The following is a 14523-nucleotide window of genomic DNA, read 5'->3' as shown; positions in this document are numbered from 1 at the left end:
ATCATCGCGTCCTCTCGGTGATGTCGTGGGCGATGGCCGCGAACCGGGCCAGAGCCGCGGCAGGACTCATCAGGCCGAGCTCGACCGCCGCTCCCGGCTGTGGCCGGGCCGGAAGCGGGCCGTCCAGCGCGGCGGCCAACTCGGCGGCGTCGCCGACCCGCAGCACCCGCGCCCATGGCCGGCCGCGCAGGCGGGCGGCCAGGTCGGCATCGGGAGTGGAGACCAGGAGGGCAACGCCGTGGTTGGCGGCGTCGGCGACCAGGCCGCTTTCCTTGCCAGCGGTGGGGGTGCGGGCGACGATCGCGGCGTCGGAGGCCGCGTAGACCGCGCGCAGGTGCGCCGCCGGCAGTTCCCGGTGCTGGACGTGCAGCATGACGTGAGGCAGGGCGTTGATGCGCTGCAACACGGTGGTGTTCATGGGTGATCCGGCGGCGAGCAGGTGCAGCGGCCGTGTCGCCAGCGTCAGGGCGCGTTCGACGGTGGCGATGTCCTTGTGCGCCCACCAGCCGCCGACCAGGCACAGCACCCGCTCGCCGTCTGCGACACCGAGCTGTGACCGGGCGGCGGCGCGTTCGGCGTCGCAGATGTAGGCGTCGGGGTCGGCCAGCGCGAAGGCGACGATGCGGGTGTCCAGGTACGGGAACCGGGCACGGATCTCGGCCTGCACGGATGCGGTCGGGCACAGCGCTATCACGGCGGGGCTGTGCCGACGAGCGGCGGCGCCCAGCAGACGCAACAGGCCGTCCTCGGTGGTGTCGACCTCGTGGACGAACCTCAGGTGGGCGACCCCCGACAACGCGCCGGTCAGGGTGTGCAGCCCTTCGGCGGCAGTCAGCACCAACGCCACCGGCCGGGCGCGCACGCATGCTCCGGCCCCGGCGCGCAGTGCCGCAGCCTCGGCCAGGCACCGCGAGGCCAACATGAGCTGGTGCGGCCATCGGCGGATCGGCCGCGGCCATCGCCGTGATGCCGTCAGGCGTACTGCGACGTGCGACAGCCCGGACAGCAGCAGCCCAGCGCCCAGCAGCACCGCGCCGACCGGCTCGCCCCCGGCACCGGTCACGATCACGGCGCCGGCGGCTTCTACCGCCTGTCCGGTGTCGGCGGTGATGCCGCCGGGCGCGGCCACCACCACCTGTCGTCCCTCGGCTCGCGCCTGCCGGGCCAGGGCGATCAGCGCGGCGTGATGGTGCCCGGCGACGCGATGGGCGTTGCGTTCCACCAGCAGCAACGGCGCCGCCGTCACAGTTCCACCGCCTCGAACCGGTGGCGTAGCCAGAGCGGATCGTTGAGCCCGGCGAAATGCGTGGGATCGCTGCCGGCCTGTGCCGCGAACGCGATGCCGTCGACCGCGCCGCGCTGGGCCCAGACCGCGAACTCGCCGCCTCTACCGTTGCCGTGGCCGCCGCTGGTCCACGCCTTCAGCCGCATCCTGGCACCTTCAGGGGAGGAGCCGTACTCACAGCCGCGCGCCAGCATGGCGCACTCCCGGAACCCCGCCTTCCACGCATGGAACGGGCTCTGATTGAAGCGGGTGACGCCGGCGACGGCGGGGCTGAACTCCGCCTTGCCGGGCAGGGCCGCCAGCACATCCACGGCCTGTCCCAGTTCAAGCAAGGCCGCGGCGCGGATCAGTTTCAGGCCGCCGTAGCCGTAGGTCAGGCCGTTGACCGGGTTGACCGCCTGCCATACGCGTATGGCCACTCCGGCGCCCAGCGGCGCCGCAGCCTCGGCATCGAACCGTTCATCGATCTCGAAGTCACCATCGAGCAGGAAGAACGTCTCAGTGTCGACGAGGCGGGCGCACAGGTGGTAGGCGCGGCGCATGCCCCGGACTCCGTGCAGGCGCTTGACGGGCCGACCCAGCACCCGTTCGGCGCGCTCGTGCAGCACGGCGGCCAGCGGCTCGTCGAAGGACAGCAGCACCGCGTCCCTCACGTCACGGCCTCCAGGTAGCGGGCGGCGATCAGGGCGGGGCTCAGTACCTCGGTGCAGGCGCGGGCGTACTCGCTGTGGCGGGTGTAGAAGAGCGGGTCCGTAACGAGCTGATCCGTGATCTTCACGGCCTCGGCCGAGCTGTCGAAGAGGAGCTCAGGGTGGATGTGCTCGGCCATCCAGCCCAGACGAGGAGAGATCACCGGCAGGCCCATGGCTTGGCAATCGATCACCGACATTGACCAGGGGCACGCGGCCCGGTAGGGGGCGATCCCCAGATGCGCACCGGCCAGGACCCGGCGGTAGGCGTCTCGGTCGCCTCCATCAGAGGCGACCTGGACGTTGGGTAGCGCCCCGAGCGCATCGCGGAACCGCTCGGGGCTGGTGTCCAGAGCCGAGCGGGCGGCGCGGCGGTTGCCGAACAGGTCCATCACCGTCACCTGCAACGCGGGCGAGGCCAACTCGGTGGCCAGGCGAAGGAAGTGCTCGGTGCCGTAGTGCGCGTACAAGCGGTGGTTGTAGACCGCCACCGCCGACTCACCCGTGGGCGGCGTGACACGTCCGCCAACCACCAGGGCCGGATCTCGTGGCGGCGGTACCACGTGCAGCCGGTCACCCAGATCCAGACCGGCATGGCGCGTGGCGGCCGACAGCAGCGCGGCGGCCATCGGCGAGTGCACCATGACGCGATCCAGCGCGGCGATGCCCGCCAGAAACGTCCACATCACCGGCCGCCCCAGGCCCGCGTCATCCATCAGCGGATCCACCAGCGGCCGTCCCTCTTCGACGCCGAACGGCAGGTAGTGGCAGTAGCCGGCCAGGGTCGCGCCGCATCGGGCTTCCAGCATCGCCGCGCGCACCTGGGGCGCGGCCTCGATCTGGTTGGCCACCACCACCTCAGGTGTGGTGCGCCGGATCAGGTCGGCCAGGGCTCCGGTGTCCCCGTCGAACCGGGCCCGGTACTTGGTCGCCGGTACCGGCATCGGCCAGAATCCCACCCGCGTGTCACGCACCGGTGCCGGGGAGCCCAGTGTCACCACGGCGCCCGCGTTGGTCAGGGCGGGGAGCAGGACGTCAGCCACCACCCAGCCCGAATCGGCCGACAACCGGTCCGGGTTGGAGATGTTGAGCAGGTACAGCACCTTCGGTCCCATCACGCGCGTCCTTCCGCTCGGGGCCGCGCCGCTCGCGCGGCCACTGAGCTGGGCGTTGGAGATCATCCTGGGCGCCCAGCGGCTTGGCCATGCGTTGAGGATCTGCTGTGCGCCGGGGCGTGAACCAGTACCGTGAAGGTCGCGGAAACTGGCGAAAATATCACTCTGAGTCACCGGCTGCTGAGGGGTATGTGATGGCCAAGAACACCGTGAACCCTCAACTGCAAGCGTGGGTCCACGCCACCGGTCTGCCTCTGGGCGAGATCGGCCGCAGGGTCAGAGCACTCGCCAAGAGCCGGGGACACTCACAGGTCAACCCCGACACCACGCGGGTACGGCGGTGGATGAGCGGGGAGCAGCCCCGCCCGCCGGTGCCCGAGCTGCTCGCCGAGGTCCTTTCCGACGCGCTACGCCGACCGCTGACACCTCGCGATCTCGGCTTGCTGGCCGTCCCCTTGCCACTGGATACGATCGAACTACCGCTACTGCGAGAACCGGCCGCAGAGACCTTGGCCGGGTGGACTCAGATGGACCTGCTGATGCTCGATCGCCGTGAAGTCCTTGAACTCATCGTCGGAACCCCGCTGGTCGCCGCCGCCGCGCACCTGCTCGATACCACAGCCCGCCCACTGAGCCGCCGCCAAGCCGGGTTCGACACCGCCACCGTCGCAGCCCTCGAAGAGATCACCGCAGCTTTTGCGCGCCTGGAATCCGCCCACGGCGGCGCCCTGTACCGCACCGCGATCATCGGCCAGCTCTCCGAGGTCACCCGCCGTATCCAAGACGGCGTCCCCGCCAGTCTCCGCGCCAGGGTCTTCACCGCCGCCGCCGACCTCGCCGCGCTGGCCGGATGGACCAGCCACGACGCCGGCCGCTACGCCGCCGCGCAGCGGTATTGGTCCTACGCCATTTACGCCGCCGGTGAAGCGGGCATCCCCGGTCGGGGCGCGGAGATCGTCACCCGCATGTCACATCAGATGATCTACCTCGGTCATCTCCACGACGCGCTTGCCCTGCTCGACCTCGCAGCGACCCGCGCCCGACGCGACGGCCAAGTCGCGGTACAGGCGCTCGTGCACTCTCAGACCGGCCGCGTCCACGCGGGCCTAGGCCAGCCCGCCGACGCCGCGCGACATCTCGATCACGCCGACGAGCTGCTCGCCCAGGCCGCAGACAAGCCCGCTTGGGTCGCCTACTTCGACGCCGCCGAGCACGCCGGCGCCAGGGCCGTCAGCGCCCGCGATCTGACCAACCTCGGCCACCGCGGGCACCCCGCCAGCCCACATTTCGAGGCCGCGCTACGACTGCGCGGGCCAGGGTTCGACCGGGTACAGACGATGGACCGGATTGGCCTGGCTGCTGCCCTGCTCGACGAGGGCGAGCTTGAGCGGGCCGCCGCTGCCGGCCACCAGGCCATGGAGAGCGCTGGCATGCAATCAGCTCTCGTAGCATCCAGGCTCAACACCCTCCTGGCAGCGGCAAACCGCCATCACACGCCCGCGATCGCTGAACTACACTCCCGAGCCGCAGACGCCGCAGCCCGGGCACCGGTCGCCTCAAGGGTCGCCGCTTGACGGTGCCCAACGAAGCTACCGCCCGGGGCGAGCCCTACGGCTACGACCTGTGGGACGACGAAGCCTGATGCTGGCGGCAAAAGGATTTGGGGTCGCACTCGACCCCGCCCGAGACCGCCGACGTTGCTAGCCCGCCCCGCCCACCGCGGCGTACCGTCGTGCTCAGGTCTCGCCGACGAAGGAGCCCCCTCGTGACCGACGCCGCCCAAGCCGAGCCCCGCCGGAGCAGGCGCGTGCTGGTCGTCGCCCAGGCGGCCGCCGCCATCCTCGGCGCGGTGATCGTCATCGCGCTTCCGTTTCACGACACCCTGACGTGGGCCAGCTCCCCGCGCGGACTCGGGCAGGGCCCGTTTGTCGCCTGGCTGGCAACGCTCTGGCTCGCAGTGTCCCCCGCCGTGCTGGCGCTCCCGGTGGCGTACTCCTGGCGGCGCGGCGAGAGCGCGGGCCGTCTACTGGTGGCGACCTGGGCCGTGATCGTTCTCGCCGCCGTGGTGCATTGGGACGCGGGCGGGTCGTGGGCCGAGATCCTGGCGCGGCCCGCCGCGTTCGCGCTCATGCTGTGGATGTTGCGCCCGCTCGACCCGCCCCCGGCGGCGGTCGACGCCCCGGTGAGCGCCACCGATGTCCCGACTCAAGAGAAGTGACGCCCGACACGCCTACCTGAGCCGAACACGGCCGGCACAGCACGCATGCGCCCACCCCCGCCCCGAGGAGTTGCCCATGGCCGCCAGGCCTCCGATCTCCCGGCTACTCGTCAGCGACGACACCGCCGCCACAGTGGAGAAGATTGGCGCGGCTAGCGAGCGGCTGACCGGTCAGCTCAGCCGGACGACCACGAGACCGGCGGCAAGCCAACCCGTCTCGGCGGCATGGTCCAGCCGCCTCAGAACGTCCTCCGGCGTGGGCGCCTCGCGCAGGTGCAAGCCCGTGCCGAGGAGCAGGTAGCACGCCCTAAGCTGGGCTACGGCGTTCCGCCAGGCATCGACGACCGTGAGCTCGCCGTCGTACAGCGGGTCGCCGGGAGACTCGACCCGCAACCCACGTTCACCCCGTATCTCGACCGCCCATCCCGGTACCGGCTCGCTCAACACGTCCATCGACGGCATCAGGCACAGCCCGTGGCCCAGTGCCCAGCTCAACACCTGATCGACGCGATCGCCGGTCTCCGGGACGCGGTGCGAGACGGTCGTCTCCAGCTCCACCAGGAGAGCCGGAGTGAAGAAACCCGCTTCCCCAGCAGGCAGCATGGCCGCGATCGCGATTGCCTCCGAGCCCGCCGCCGGCGACGTCACCGCCTGGGCAAGGCCCGGCGTCTCCAGAACTCGCGATCGGCTGCAGGAACGATGCGCGAGGTTCGCAACCATGACATCGCCATCACGGCGAAGGATCACCGCAGCCGGTGTTTCGGGGAGCCGCCCTGGCTGACGGCATCTCAGGCACTCGAACGTGGTAGCCGCCTGACGTTCCAGGATGACGAGGTCCTCCTGAGGTACCAGCGCCGCGACCTCGGGTGCCACATCTAGAGCCGTCACGCTGGGTCTCCCATCGAGCAGGGGAGGGCGGGAAGCCCTTTCGTCAATCGCAGCGTACGCACCGCAATTCTTGGCTGCATTGAGTTCTGTCGGGTCAGCCCCGCTACAGAACGCCCCGGAGACACCGGCGGTCGCCCGTTAGCGCGAACCGCCGGTGGGCCAGGACGCCGTCCAGGTCCAGGCCGACCTCCTCGGCGAACACCTCCAGCGCTATGACGGCGTCCGCGTCCGACAGATAACCGGGAGCGATCTCCAGGCACATCAGCCCGAGCTCGGCCGCACCCGCGTACAGCTCCTCGATCATCCTCCGCCCCTCACGAACGTGGGCGGACTCACCCGGTGCCGCCGGTGGCAGCGGTGGCGGCTCCGGAGGCATAGCACGCACCTCGGCCACGGCCCGGCGCAGTAGCTCGGCGACGTCGTCCCCCGTCAGCTCGTCGGCAGCACGGACCTGGCCAACGAGGCGTGCCAGCGCCGCCGCGACCTGGTCCACCCGGTCGCGGACATCGCGCAACGCTCGCCCGGACAGGCCCAGAGTGTCTCCCACGGGAGACGTGCCGGCCATGGCCGTGGCCACCTCCACCAGCTTCCCGGCGGTGGCGGCGATGTCGACCAGCCGGTACGCCTGTGCCCGGCTTATACCAAACTCGGCGGCGGCGTACTCACCCCACGAGGGGTAGCCCAGCGGGCGCCAGATCCGGCCCTCGTGGGCTCGGTGGACCCGCTCAGCCAGCACAGCCCCGGCCTGCTGCACGGCGGCGATAGCCTCGCGGATCTGCACGGTCAGCGCGCGGGCCTGATCTACGTTCAGCGCGGAGCCTGCCCGGCCTGGCTCCTCCTGCGGGTGACGCCCCATACACCCGGTCATCCCCGCCCATCACGGACGCATTCGGCACCGGGTCCCCCTGGCGGGACGCTCATTCCGACGCTCGTCAGCCCCGATTGGGCGGGTTACTGTGGTGATCGTGGCACGAGATGAGGACGCTAACCGCCGGATCCTGCCCAGTGACCGGGAGCAGGTGACCACGTATCACGGGCCCGTCGAGCAGGAGGAACGCCTAGAAGACGTGGTGGTGTTCACCGGCGGGGAAGAGTCGGATCTGCTGCACGCGGCCGGGGCCTGGATGGCCGCCCGCCCCTACACCACGATGCTGGGCATCAACTTCATCGCTGACGAGCACTGCCCCTCAGCTGAGCGCCATCTCACTGAGACCGGCGGGGCGCCCGTGCATCGGCTGCTCATCACCGTGAGCCGTGTCGACATGCTCAGGCCGTCCCGCCCCGCCGAGTAGCGCCGGGACCACACCGCCGACAGTGCCCTACTGATCAGTAACGCTACAGTGCACTGATTCTGTCCGGTCTAGGATTTCGCGATCAAGGCTCTGACCAGCGGAAATGCGCCGAGTCGATTTGGATGCCTTGTTCCCTGCGGAAGAACGTCCCATTTATGCCGCTTTGGGGTCCGTTTATGCAGCCCCATTGCATGAATATGCAAGCCTGGGAGGTGGGGCGCTTGGGACTCCGAAAATCACCAGCGGTGTCCGAATGGTTACTGTATGCTCCGCCACAACGGCGTGATCACCTCGCGCCGACGTGGGGAAGGCGGGAGTCCGGCGGGCCACCGGTGGAGGAGGGGCCCCGGAGGGCCGAAGGCTCTCGCCTGCCCACCCCGTCAGCGGACCCCGAGCGCACCCGCAACGCCCTTCGCCAGAACCTCGATGATGTTCGGCACGTAGAAGATCACGCCAATAGCGATGGCGAGCAACATGAACTGAGCAAAGCGCGTGAGCTCCCGCGTGAACAGGAAGACCAGCGCCACAACCGAGACGACCGCGAGGAACAGCGGAGCGAAGAAGGAGCGCAGGAAGGCGGCAAGGCCCGCCGTGTTGAGCCCGCCCGAGGGGGCGGGCGTAGCCGCCAGCACCGCCAGCAGCGTTCCGCGATCCATCCGCGCTCTCCTCCGATCGAGCCTCCCGCCAGCGGCCGCGCCGTCTCGGCCGAACGCAGGTTAGCCGTTCGTCGTACGGCCCGCCGAGCTGATCGCTGAGCCCGCCCGAGAGGCTGCGCCGACCCGTCCGCATTTCCGGAGGTTTGGACCGTTTCCGCTGGTCACAGAACCACCTCGCCATAGCGCGTAACGCTCCGAACCCGAATCGGTTCGGCCAGGCTGGGGCATGTCAGGAGTGACCGAGGGAGACGCCATGCACGGTGAGCACGACGACCCCACCCTCTCGGCATCGGCAGACCGGCCGTGGCGCCGCGCGCCGTACGGCATGGGCCAGCCGCCCGAGCCTGCCGACGCAGGCCCGCCGCCGAGCCCAGGCACCGGCCCGAGCAACGAGGAATCCCACGACGACGCCGGGAGGTCCGTCGACGACAGCGGGCCGGCCGCGCCGCTGTACCCGCGGCGGTACTCCACGCCGACGCCTCCCGACAACGACGAGGAAGACGGCGCAGTTTGGTACGGCCCTGACACCTCGCGCGTCGACTGGCGCGCAGTCGCCCCGGCCGCCGGTATCCTCGCGACCGCCGTGGGCCTGGCCGTCTGGGCAGCCTGGCCAGACGCTCCAACCGAGGCGCAGGCGAGCCCGACGCCCGCACCGGTCGCGACGCTTCGCTACGTCGAAACCCGCGAGACCACGCCGACGCCGCTCGACTCGAGGACGCCGTACTTCGCCACCCCGACGCCGACCACGACGAGCTTGCTCGACAAAACACCGAGCGCCAGCCCTGCCCCAACAACTGCCCTGCCGCCCACGCCGCACAGCACGCGCAAGCCGCGCGAGCGGGCCGGAGAAAGTGAGGTCCGCAAAGGTGACCGGCGCATGTCGGTCGAGCCCGACCCGCCAGCGGCCGAACAGCAGCAGGAGAAGCCTCGCCCGAAAAGGACAACCAAGCCCCGCAGCGGGGGAGACTCCGACCGGCCCGGCGGCAGTACCGGCACAGGCACGATCAGTAGCGGCGGCACGATCATGGACAAGAAGTGTGATCAGCTGTTCCCGCCGAACAAACCCGAGTTCGCCATTCGCAACGCCGCGTGCCACCAGATGTACGGCTCAGGCTGAACCGGGAGAGCCCGGGCGGGGAGGTCAGGGCCACTCGGCGGCCATCCGGCCGCCGGCCCGGCGACCGCCCGCCCAGGCGCAGGGGCCATCACCGGCGGGAGCCGGGTGTTGAAGTTTGCAAACTTACTTTCCGCCCGTCAGGATGGATCCATGCCCGCAGCAGTGACACCCGTTCAGGCCCGCGTCGCCTACGGCACCCGCGCCCGCCTGGCCGAGCGCCTGGCCGCTGAGAAGGCCACGCGCCGCGCGATCCTGGCCGACCTCTTCCCCGTCGAGCCGGACGCGCCGGCCGCCGAGCGCGCCCGGGTGCGCGCCCAGGCCCGCTCGCACCTGCATGGCCTGCGCCAGCGCGGCGAGCTGTGCGACTCGGTCGACGTGCTGATGACGCACGCGGTCCGGGCCGAGCTGAGGGAGAGGGGATGGGACCACCCGTGGCCACCGCCCCCGCCGACCGCGCCGCACTCCGGGCGCTGGCCAGGCAGCCAGGACGGCGCCTGGCCGGAGGTGATCCCCATGCGCCTGCCCGCCGAGCTCGCCGAGCGGCTGCAAGCGGCGTGCGCGCACGTGAGCATGCCTGCGATCGTCGAGATTCGCAGCCTGCGGGACGCCAACCCCGGGCCGATCACGCCCGCCGATGGCGCGCTGTTTGAGCGCTACCAGTCGCTGGCCGCCGAGGTGATCACCCCCGGTGACGTTCTCCGGGCCGCCGTCGCCCGGGCGCTCCCGCGTGGCTGAGCCCGCGTCACATTAGTTTGCAAACTTGAAAGCTGCTGGTCAGCGGCCATATGCCGAGTTGCGGATTGTCGGTCACGCGGCGTACGGTCGGCAGCAACAGAACACCCCCAGGGGACCGCGATCCCCGAGAGCCGAACGGAGGCCCAGATGGTCGAGTACGAGCCGGAGGGCGCACCCGCGCCGCCGGACCCCGTTTACTACCAGCGGTGGTCCGAGGTGCCCTGGAACCTAGCCAGCAAGACCCAGCTCGCCGGTGCGGACCTGCCGCGCGAGGTCGGCGGGCCGGTGGCCGGCTACGTCGCCGGGCAGGACTGGCGCGGCAAGGACATGGACATCCCGCTGTACGGGGTGGCCGACTGCCCGCCGACCCGGGCCACCGCTGGCCAACTCGCGGCGGCCGAGCGGCGGGCGACCGCCACGCAGCGCGTGTGCGCCGACTGCGGGGCCCAGTGTCAGCAGGGCCTCGCCGTACGTGGGCAGAGGCCGCGGTGCGTGGCCTGCAACCACATCGCCCTCCTGGTCGCCGAACAGATCAAGCTCCGCGAACGCCGCGCGGTGCTGACCACCTGGGCGCGCGGCATCCTGGACGACGACGCCACGGCGGTGGTCTGGGTGCACCTGCACGAGGCCCCACCGACTCCGGCCGGGCGGGCACGGCCGCCGCTGGCCGCCCGGGTACAGGCGGTGGACCGCACCGGGGCCCGGCTGCTCGACGTGCTCGTACGGCTCGCTGGGCCGCGTACGTCCGGCGCACCCGCCGACGCGGTGCCCGCGGCCGCAGGCGCTGAGGCGCTGCGGGCCGTGCTCGACGGCCGCCGCCTGATCGGCTGGGACGACCGCCCGCTCGCCCCGGTGACCGACCGCCTGGCCGCTCTTGGTTCCCCTGTGCGGCTCAGCGCACCAGAGGAGGAGCGGCGGCACGGGGACGGATGGCCGGGGACGGTTCGGGACCGGGTTGCGCAGTGGCGTGGGGAGCTGGACCCCGCCACGCGCCGTCTGCGCGAGCCCTGGCCGCCGGGGACGGCCGACCGGTTGTGGCTGCTGCTTCGCCGGATGGCCGACACCCCAGACGCCGGCCGCCCGGGGCTGAGCCCGTCCCGAGACAACACGCTGCTGCCGTCCCTGAAGGATGCGGTGCGGCTCACCATTCACGGGTCGGCCTCGGGGACCGCCAGCGTCCTGGAGACGCTGACCGAGGCGGGGCGGCTGCGGCGGCGCGAGGTGACCGCCACGGTGCCCGCCCGTGAGGACCAGGAGGACCGGCACGTCACGTACGTGACTGTGGAGGGCGGCGCTCTCGACCGGGCGGACGCCGGGGAGGTGCTCGCCTGATGGTGCAACTCCGGCTCATGGGCGATGACACCGACCGGGTGCGCGAGGTCGCCGCCCTGGTCCTCGCGGCTTTGCGTGGCCACCCCGCGCTGCAGCTCGGGGACGTCGCCGAGCTGGCCAACCGGCGCGGGCCCGGCGTGCGCGTCGTGTTCGACGTCTCCACCGCGACCGCCGCCGGGCCGTACCGGGTGCACGCTGAGCGGGTCGACGCCGACCCGGTAGCCACTCCGCCGACGCGGCGGCCATCCCGCCGGCGCCCGCCCGCTCTCGGGACAGGCTGACCCGAAGGGTGCCAAGGCCCCGGACGAACCCGCCGATTCCGGCGTCCGCCCAGTTCCGGGGCCCCGCCGGGGCTACGGTCGCACCTCATGACCGACCCCGCCCTGTGCCCGCACGACGTAGCCGTACCGCTGATCGACGACGACCAAGCCGCCCCCGCCGTGGTGTGCCTGTGCGGTGCCCGCTGGATCAGCCGCGAGCAGGTGCCCGCCGACGTCGCGCTTCGCCTGGACGCTCGCCTCGGCCCTGACGCGTGGCCCCTGACGTCGAAGCCCGGGAGCAGTAGGCTGAATCAGCACAGACCAGACGATCAGGAGGGCGCACCGTGTCAGCTCAGCCAGCCGAGCCCCACGGCCCCGGGTACGACCCTGACGACATCCTGAGCACGTTGCCGCAGCAGCATCGCGAGGCGTTCCTGAACGACTACCGCGCCGCCATGGTCGCGGCCGCGCACGAGACGTGGCGCTACCGCGAGCTGCAGCAGGTTCTCAAGCGCTGGCACCTGCGCGCGATCATGTACTCCCGCCCTGGTCACGACCAGCGCGCCGAGGAGGCCCGCGCCGGCTCCGGGGGCCCGTGGCTGGAGGCCGACCAGGTCGAGACTCCGTTCCCAGGCCGCACGCTCGCCGACGTCCTCGCCGAGCGCGCCGGGGGCGCTGCGTGAACTATCGCGTGATCTTCCACGCGACCGGATCAGCCGCCATTGTCGGCCTGCCCGAGAACGCGTTCGTCTCCCTCATCGACGCCCTGGCCCGCGTCGGCGAAGACCCGTTCAAGAACTCCAGCGCCGGACAGCGAGGCGATCCGAACTACCGGGAGGTCGAGTTCGGAGACTTCGGCATCGCCGCGTTCTACGTCGACCGGCCCCGCCGCACCGTCTCGGTTTATGAGGTGGTCTGGGCGGGCTGACCCCCGCCTTACGCGGCGCGGCCGTCGAGCAGGTCAGCCCACATCTCGCGGACGATCGCGGCCACCGTGCGGTGCGTCTCGCGCACCTGGTCGCCCTCGATACGGCGAATCCACATCGCCCCAGCACCAGAGATGAGCTCATAGCGGACCGGCAGGCAAGAACAGGTCCACTCGACCAAGCGCTCTCGCGGAACCTCGCAACCGGGCCCGCCCCATCCGATCGCCCGCGCGCCCGCCCTGGGGGACGGGTGCGCGTAGTGGAGATCACCGGCAAGCCTGTTCACGTTTCCCGAGCGTAGCCCTGTGGTTGGTAAATGTCTGCAGTTGTTTGCGGTCGTAGGCGAGCGAAGGACCTCGTGGGCGGACATCTACGGTCCATGGTCATGACCGAGGAGCGCGAGACCGCGAAGGTGGATCACGACGCCGCCATGCCGGTCTATCGGCAGCTCGCGGTGATCCTGCGTGATCAGATCGCCTCTGGACAGCTGCGGTCAGGCCGGGCCATCCCCACGGAGAAGGTCCTCATGGAGGAGCACGGCCTCGGCCGCGACAGCGTGCGCAAGGCACTCGGCCTGTTGCGCGAGGCCGGGCTGATCGAGGCGGTGCAGGGACGCGGAACGTTCGTCACCGAGCGCGCCCATGAGCGCGCGCAGGAGCAGGCCAAGGGCCAGTGAGCCCCGGCGCTGCGCCGCACCCCCGGCGCGGTCAGCTCGCCGCCTGGTGGCGGTCGAGCAGCGCGGCCACTTCAGGCACCCCGCGATGCACGGCCAGCCGTGAAACCACCTCCCGGGCCCGCGCCGCGGTGCGCTCGCTGGGCATGTCGGCCGACAGATCAAGCATCCGGTGTGCGGCGGCCGCCGCCTCTTCCGGCTCGCCCGCGTCGACCAGGGCGACCGCCAGCCACGACAGGTACAGCGCGAGCTCGCGCGTGTGGGCGGCGTCGTATCGGCCGAGAACGTCGGTCAGCAGTGGGATCGCCCGCAGCGGCCGCCGCAGTTCGGTGTACACCCGCGCCTCCATGACCTGCAGCTCGCCGGCGTCGACCCAGTAGAAGATTGCGGGTTCGTCGGCGGTCGCCTGGTCGAGCGCGGCCGAGGCGTCGCCCAGCGCGCGCATGCTGGCTTGGCTGTCGCCCGCCCGGGCCGTGGCCCAGGCCAGCCGGTCGAAGGCGAGCGCGCGGGCCCGCCCCGAGGGCACCGAGGCCGTTGCGTCGACGGAGGCCCGCGCCATGCGCATGCCCTCGGCCAGGTCGCCGCCGTTGGTGATCTGGTAGGCGAGGGAGCCGACGATGTTCGACTCCAGCAGCACGGCGCCCGCCTCGCGGGCCGCGCTGATACCCAGGCGGTAGGTGGCGGCCGCGCGGTCGACGTCCCCGGCATCGCTGGCGATCCAGCCCGCGATCTGGGCGAACTCCCCGATGAGCGCGAGCAGCTCGCGCCCAACCCGCTCGGTGTGGCCGCCGCGTCGGTAGACCGTCACCGCGGCGTCGAGCTCGCGGAAGGCGGGGCCGATGAGGTCGCCGCCGGCGAGCACGTCGTCCGCCAAGCGAAGGGCGTGCACCCGGGCCGCCAGCGTCGCCACGGTGTCGGCGCCGACCCGGCGGCCGACGTGCGTGCTGACCCGGGCCAGCACGTCACCGACCGGCGGCAGCTCGACCAGCGGCGAGGCCGGGGGAGCGGGGTGCGGTTGGTCGACGGCGAACAGCTCGCTCTCGGCGATGCCGAAGGCGCGGGCGTACAGCGCCCGGTACAGCTCGCCGGGGGCGTGCTCGCCCTTCTCCCACCAGCGCACGTAGCGCGCGAGGCTGGTCCGATGGGGGAGCGTGGCGCGCGTGCGCGCGTCGGCGGCCGCCGCGAGCTGAGCGGCCATGGTCTTAATGCCCCAGAGCCGGGCTCGACGTTCGGCCTGGAGCCGGGCCGCCCAGGCGGGGCGTTCCTGATCTTCCATGAGACCTCGATTGCCTGCTGGACAGGGGGGATATCCGCTCGTATCCCAGTCTCTCCCCTCC

General features: G+C 71.5%; 18 protein-coding genes. 10 read left to right on the top strand and 8 right to left on the bottom strand.

The window, feature by feature from the left end; translation table 11 throughout:
- Position 1: 1 nt before the first annotated feature.
- From ABD830_RS19285 to ABD830_RS19275, 3 genes are read right to left on the bottom strand one after another with little or no spacing between them, the layout of a single operon-like run.
- Positions 2–1246, bottom strand: a complete 1245-nt coding sequence (locus ABD830_RS19285) for a glycosyltransferase family protein (protein WP_344988942.1) — start codon at positions 1244–1246, stop codon at positions 2–4.
- Positions 1243–1938, bottom strand: coding sequence for a hypothetical protein (locus ABD830_RS19280; protein WP_344988941.1), 696 nt, complete (start codon positions 1936–1938; stop codon positions 1243–1245). The genes ABD830_RS19285 and ABD830_RS19280 overlap by 4 nt, the downstream gene beginning before the upstream one ends.
- Positions 1935–3089: a glycosyltransferase family protein gene (locus tag ABD830_RS19275; RefSeq protein ID WP_344988940.1), complete on the bottom strand. Its 1155-nt coding sequence runs from the start codon at positions 3087–3089 to the stop codon at positions 1935–1937. The genes ABD830_RS19280 and ABD830_RS19275 overlap by 4 nt, the downstream gene beginning before the upstream one ends.
- A gap of 194 nt (positions 3090–3283) precedes the next feature.
- Between ABD830_RS19275 and ABD830_RS19270 the strand changes: the two genes are divergently transcribed.
- Both ABD830_RS19270 and ABD830_RS19265 read left to right on the top strand, forming a co-directional pair.
- A complete protein-coding gene (locus ABD830_RS19270; protein WP_344988939.1) occupies positions 3284–4663 on the top strand; it encodes an NsdA family TPR-like regulatory protein in 1380 nt (459 codons plus the stop codon).
- Between the two features lie 191 nt (positions 4664–4854).
- Positions 4855–5307, top strand: a complete 453-nt coding sequence (locus ABD830_RS19265) for a hypothetical protein (protein ID WP_344988937.1) — start codon at positions 4855–4857, stop codon at positions 5305–5307.
- Between the two features lie 171 nt (positions 5308–5478).
- Here ABD830_RS19265 and ABD830_RS19260 read toward each other — a convergent pair whose 3' ends face one another.
- Together ABD830_RS19260 and ABD830_RS19255 are read right to left on the bottom strand one after the other, a co-directional pair.
- The gene (locus tag ABD830_RS19260; RefSeq protein WP_344988936.1) at positions 5479–6195 is read right to left on the bottom strand and encodes a hypothetical protein; all 717 of its coding nucleotides are present in this window, start codon (positions 6193–6195) and stop codon (positions 5479–5481) included.
- Between the two features lie 103 nt (positions 6196–6298).
- Positions 6299–7051, bottom strand: coding sequence for a hypothetical protein (locus ABD830_RS19255; protein WP_344988935.1), 753 nt, complete (start codon positions 7049–7051; stop codon positions 6299–6301).
- A gap of 109 nt (positions 7052–7160) precedes the next feature.
- On the opposite strand from ABD830_RS19255, the gene ABD830_RS19250 reads away from it, so the two are divergent.
- A complete protein-coding gene (locus tag ABD830_RS19250) occupies positions 7161–7487 on the top strand; it encodes a hypothetical protein (protein WP_344988934.1) in 327 nt (108 codons plus the stop codon).
- Positions 7488–7867: 380 nt separating this feature from the next.
- Here ABD830_RS19250 and ABD830_RS19245 read toward each other — a convergent pair whose 3' ends face one another.
- Positions 7868–8143 carry a hypothetical protein gene (locus ABD830_RS19245; protein WP_344988933.1) on the bottom strand — a complete coding sequence of 92 codons (276 nt, stop codon included), beginning with the start codon at positions 8141–8143 and terminating at the stop codon, positions 7868–7870.
- A gap of 253 nt (positions 8144–8396) precedes the next feature.
- Here ABD830_RS19245 and ABD830_RS19240 point away from each other — a divergent pair, with 253 nt between their 5' ends.
- The 4 genes from ABD830_RS19240 (at position 8397) to ABD830_RS19225 (ending at position 11608) form a co-directional block, all read left to right on the top strand.
- Positions 8397–9260 (top strand): hypothetical protein, encoded by an 864-nt coding sequence (locus ABD830_RS19240; RefSeq protein ID WP_344988931.1) that lies wholly within the window; start codon positions 8397–8399, stop codon positions 9258–9260.
- 150 nt (positions 9261–9410) lie between these two features.
- Entirely contained in the window at positions 9411–9995 is a 585-nt protein-coding gene (locus tag ABD830_RS19235) for a hypothetical protein (RefSeq protein ID WP_344988929.1), read from the top strand.
- 147 nt (positions 9996–10142) lie between these two features.
- Positions 10143–11327, top strand: coding sequence for a hypothetical protein (locus tag ABD830_RS19230; protein ID WP_344988927.1), 1185 nt, complete (start codon positions 10143–10145; stop codon positions 11325–11327).
- Positions 11327–11608, top strand: coding sequence for a hypothetical protein (locus tag ABD830_RS19225; RefSeq protein ID WP_344988925.1), 282 nt, complete (start codon positions 11327–11329; stop codon positions 11606–11608). Before ABD830_RS19230 ends, ABD830_RS19225 begins: the two co-directional genes overlap by 1 nt.
- 72 nt (positions 11609–11680) lie before the next feature.
- Here ABD830_RS19225 and ABD830_RS19220 read toward each other — a convergent pair whose 3' ends face one another.
- Complete coding sequence (locus ABD830_RS19220) at positions 11681–11905, bottom strand: hypothetical protein (protein WP_344988923.1); 225 nt, start codon at positions 11903–11905, stop codon at positions 11681–11683.
- 26 nt (positions 11906–11931) lie between these two features.
- Between ABD830_RS19220 and ABD830_RS19215 the strand changes: the two genes are divergently transcribed.
- From ABD830_RS19215 to ABD830_RS19205, 3 genes are all read left to right on the top strand, one after another.
- Positions 11932–12270: a DUF6247 family protein gene (locus ABD830_RS19215; RefSeq protein WP_344988920.1), complete on the top strand. Its 339-nt coding sequence runs from the start codon at positions 11932–11934 to the stop codon at positions 12268–12270.
- Positions 12267–12515, top strand: coding sequence for a hypothetical protein (locus ABD830_RS19210; RefSeq protein ID WP_344988918.1), 249 nt, complete (start codon positions 12267–12269; stop codon positions 12513–12515). The genes ABD830_RS19215 and ABD830_RS19210 overlap by 4 nt, the downstream gene beginning before the upstream one ends.
- Positions 12516–12898: 383 nt before the next feature.
- Positions 12899–13189 carry a GntR family transcriptional regulator gene (locus ABD830_RS19205; RefSeq protein WP_344988916.1) on the top strand — a complete coding sequence of 97 codons (291 nt, stop codon included), beginning with the start codon at positions 12899–12901 and terminating at the stop codon, positions 13187–13189.
- 31 nt (positions 13190–13220) lie between these two features.
- On the opposite strand, the gene ABD830_RS19200 is transcribed toward ABD830_RS19205, so the two are convergent.
- On the bottom strand, positions 13221–14462 hold the full coding sequence (locus tag ABD830_RS19200; RefSeq protein ID WP_344988914.1) for an NsdA family TPR-like regulatory protein: 1242 nt from the start codon (positions 14460–14462) through the stop codon (positions 13221–13223).
- Between the last annotated feature and the right edge of the window lie 61 nt (positions 14463–14523).

This window comes from Nonomuraea helvata (assembly GCF_039535785.1).
GTDB lineage: Bacteria > Actinomycetota > Actinomycetes > Streptosporangiales > Streptosporangiaceae > Nonomuraea > Nonomuraea helvata.
This window is presented reverse-complemented; position numbering and strand designations above follow the sequence as displayed.

Excerpts from the sequence above, each read along its gene's own strand:
- ABD830_RS19200 (WP_344988914.1), bottom strand. The coding sequence starts at position 14,462 with ATGGAAGATCAGGAACGCCCCGCCTGGGCGGCCCGGCTCCAGGCCGAA.
- ABD830_RS19240 (WP_344988931.1), top strand. The coding sequence starts at position 8,397 with ATGCACGGTGAGCACGACGACCCCACCCTCTCGGCATCGGCAGACCGG.
- ABD830_RS19245 (WP_344988933.1), bottom strand. The coding sequence starts at position 8,143 with ATGGATCGCGGAACGCTGCTGGCGGTGCTGGCGGCTACGCCCGCCCCC.
- ABD830_RS19205 (WP_344988916.1), top strand. The coding sequence starts at position 12,899 with ATGACCGAGGAGCGCGAGACCGCGAAGGTGGATCACGACGCCGCCATG.
- ABD830_RS19270 (WP_344988939.1), top strand. The coding sequence starts at position 3,284 with ATGGCCAAGAACACCGTGAACCCTCAACTGCAAGCGTGGGTCCACGCC.
- ABD830_RS19230 (WP_344988927.1), top strand. The coding sequence starts at position 10,143 with ATGGTCGAGTACGAGCCGGAGGGCGCACCCGCGCCGCCGGACCCCGTT.
- ABD830_RS19235 (WP_344988929.1), top strand. The coding sequence starts at position 9,411 with ATGCCCGCAGCAGTGACACCCGTTCAGGCCCGCGTCGCCTACGGCACC.
- ABD830_RS19225 (WP_344988925.1), top strand. The coding sequence starts at position 11,327 with ATGGTGCAACTCCGGCTCATGGGCGATGACACCGACCGGGTGCGCGAG.
- ABD830_RS19275 (WP_344988940.1), bottom strand. The coding sequence starts at position 3,089 with ATGGGACCGAAGGTGCTGTACCTGCTCAACATCTCCAACCCGGACCGG.
- ABD830_RS19255 (WP_344988935.1), bottom strand. The coding sequence starts at position 7,051 with ATGGGGCGTCACCCGCAGGAGGAGCCAGGCCGGGCAGGCTCCGCGCTG.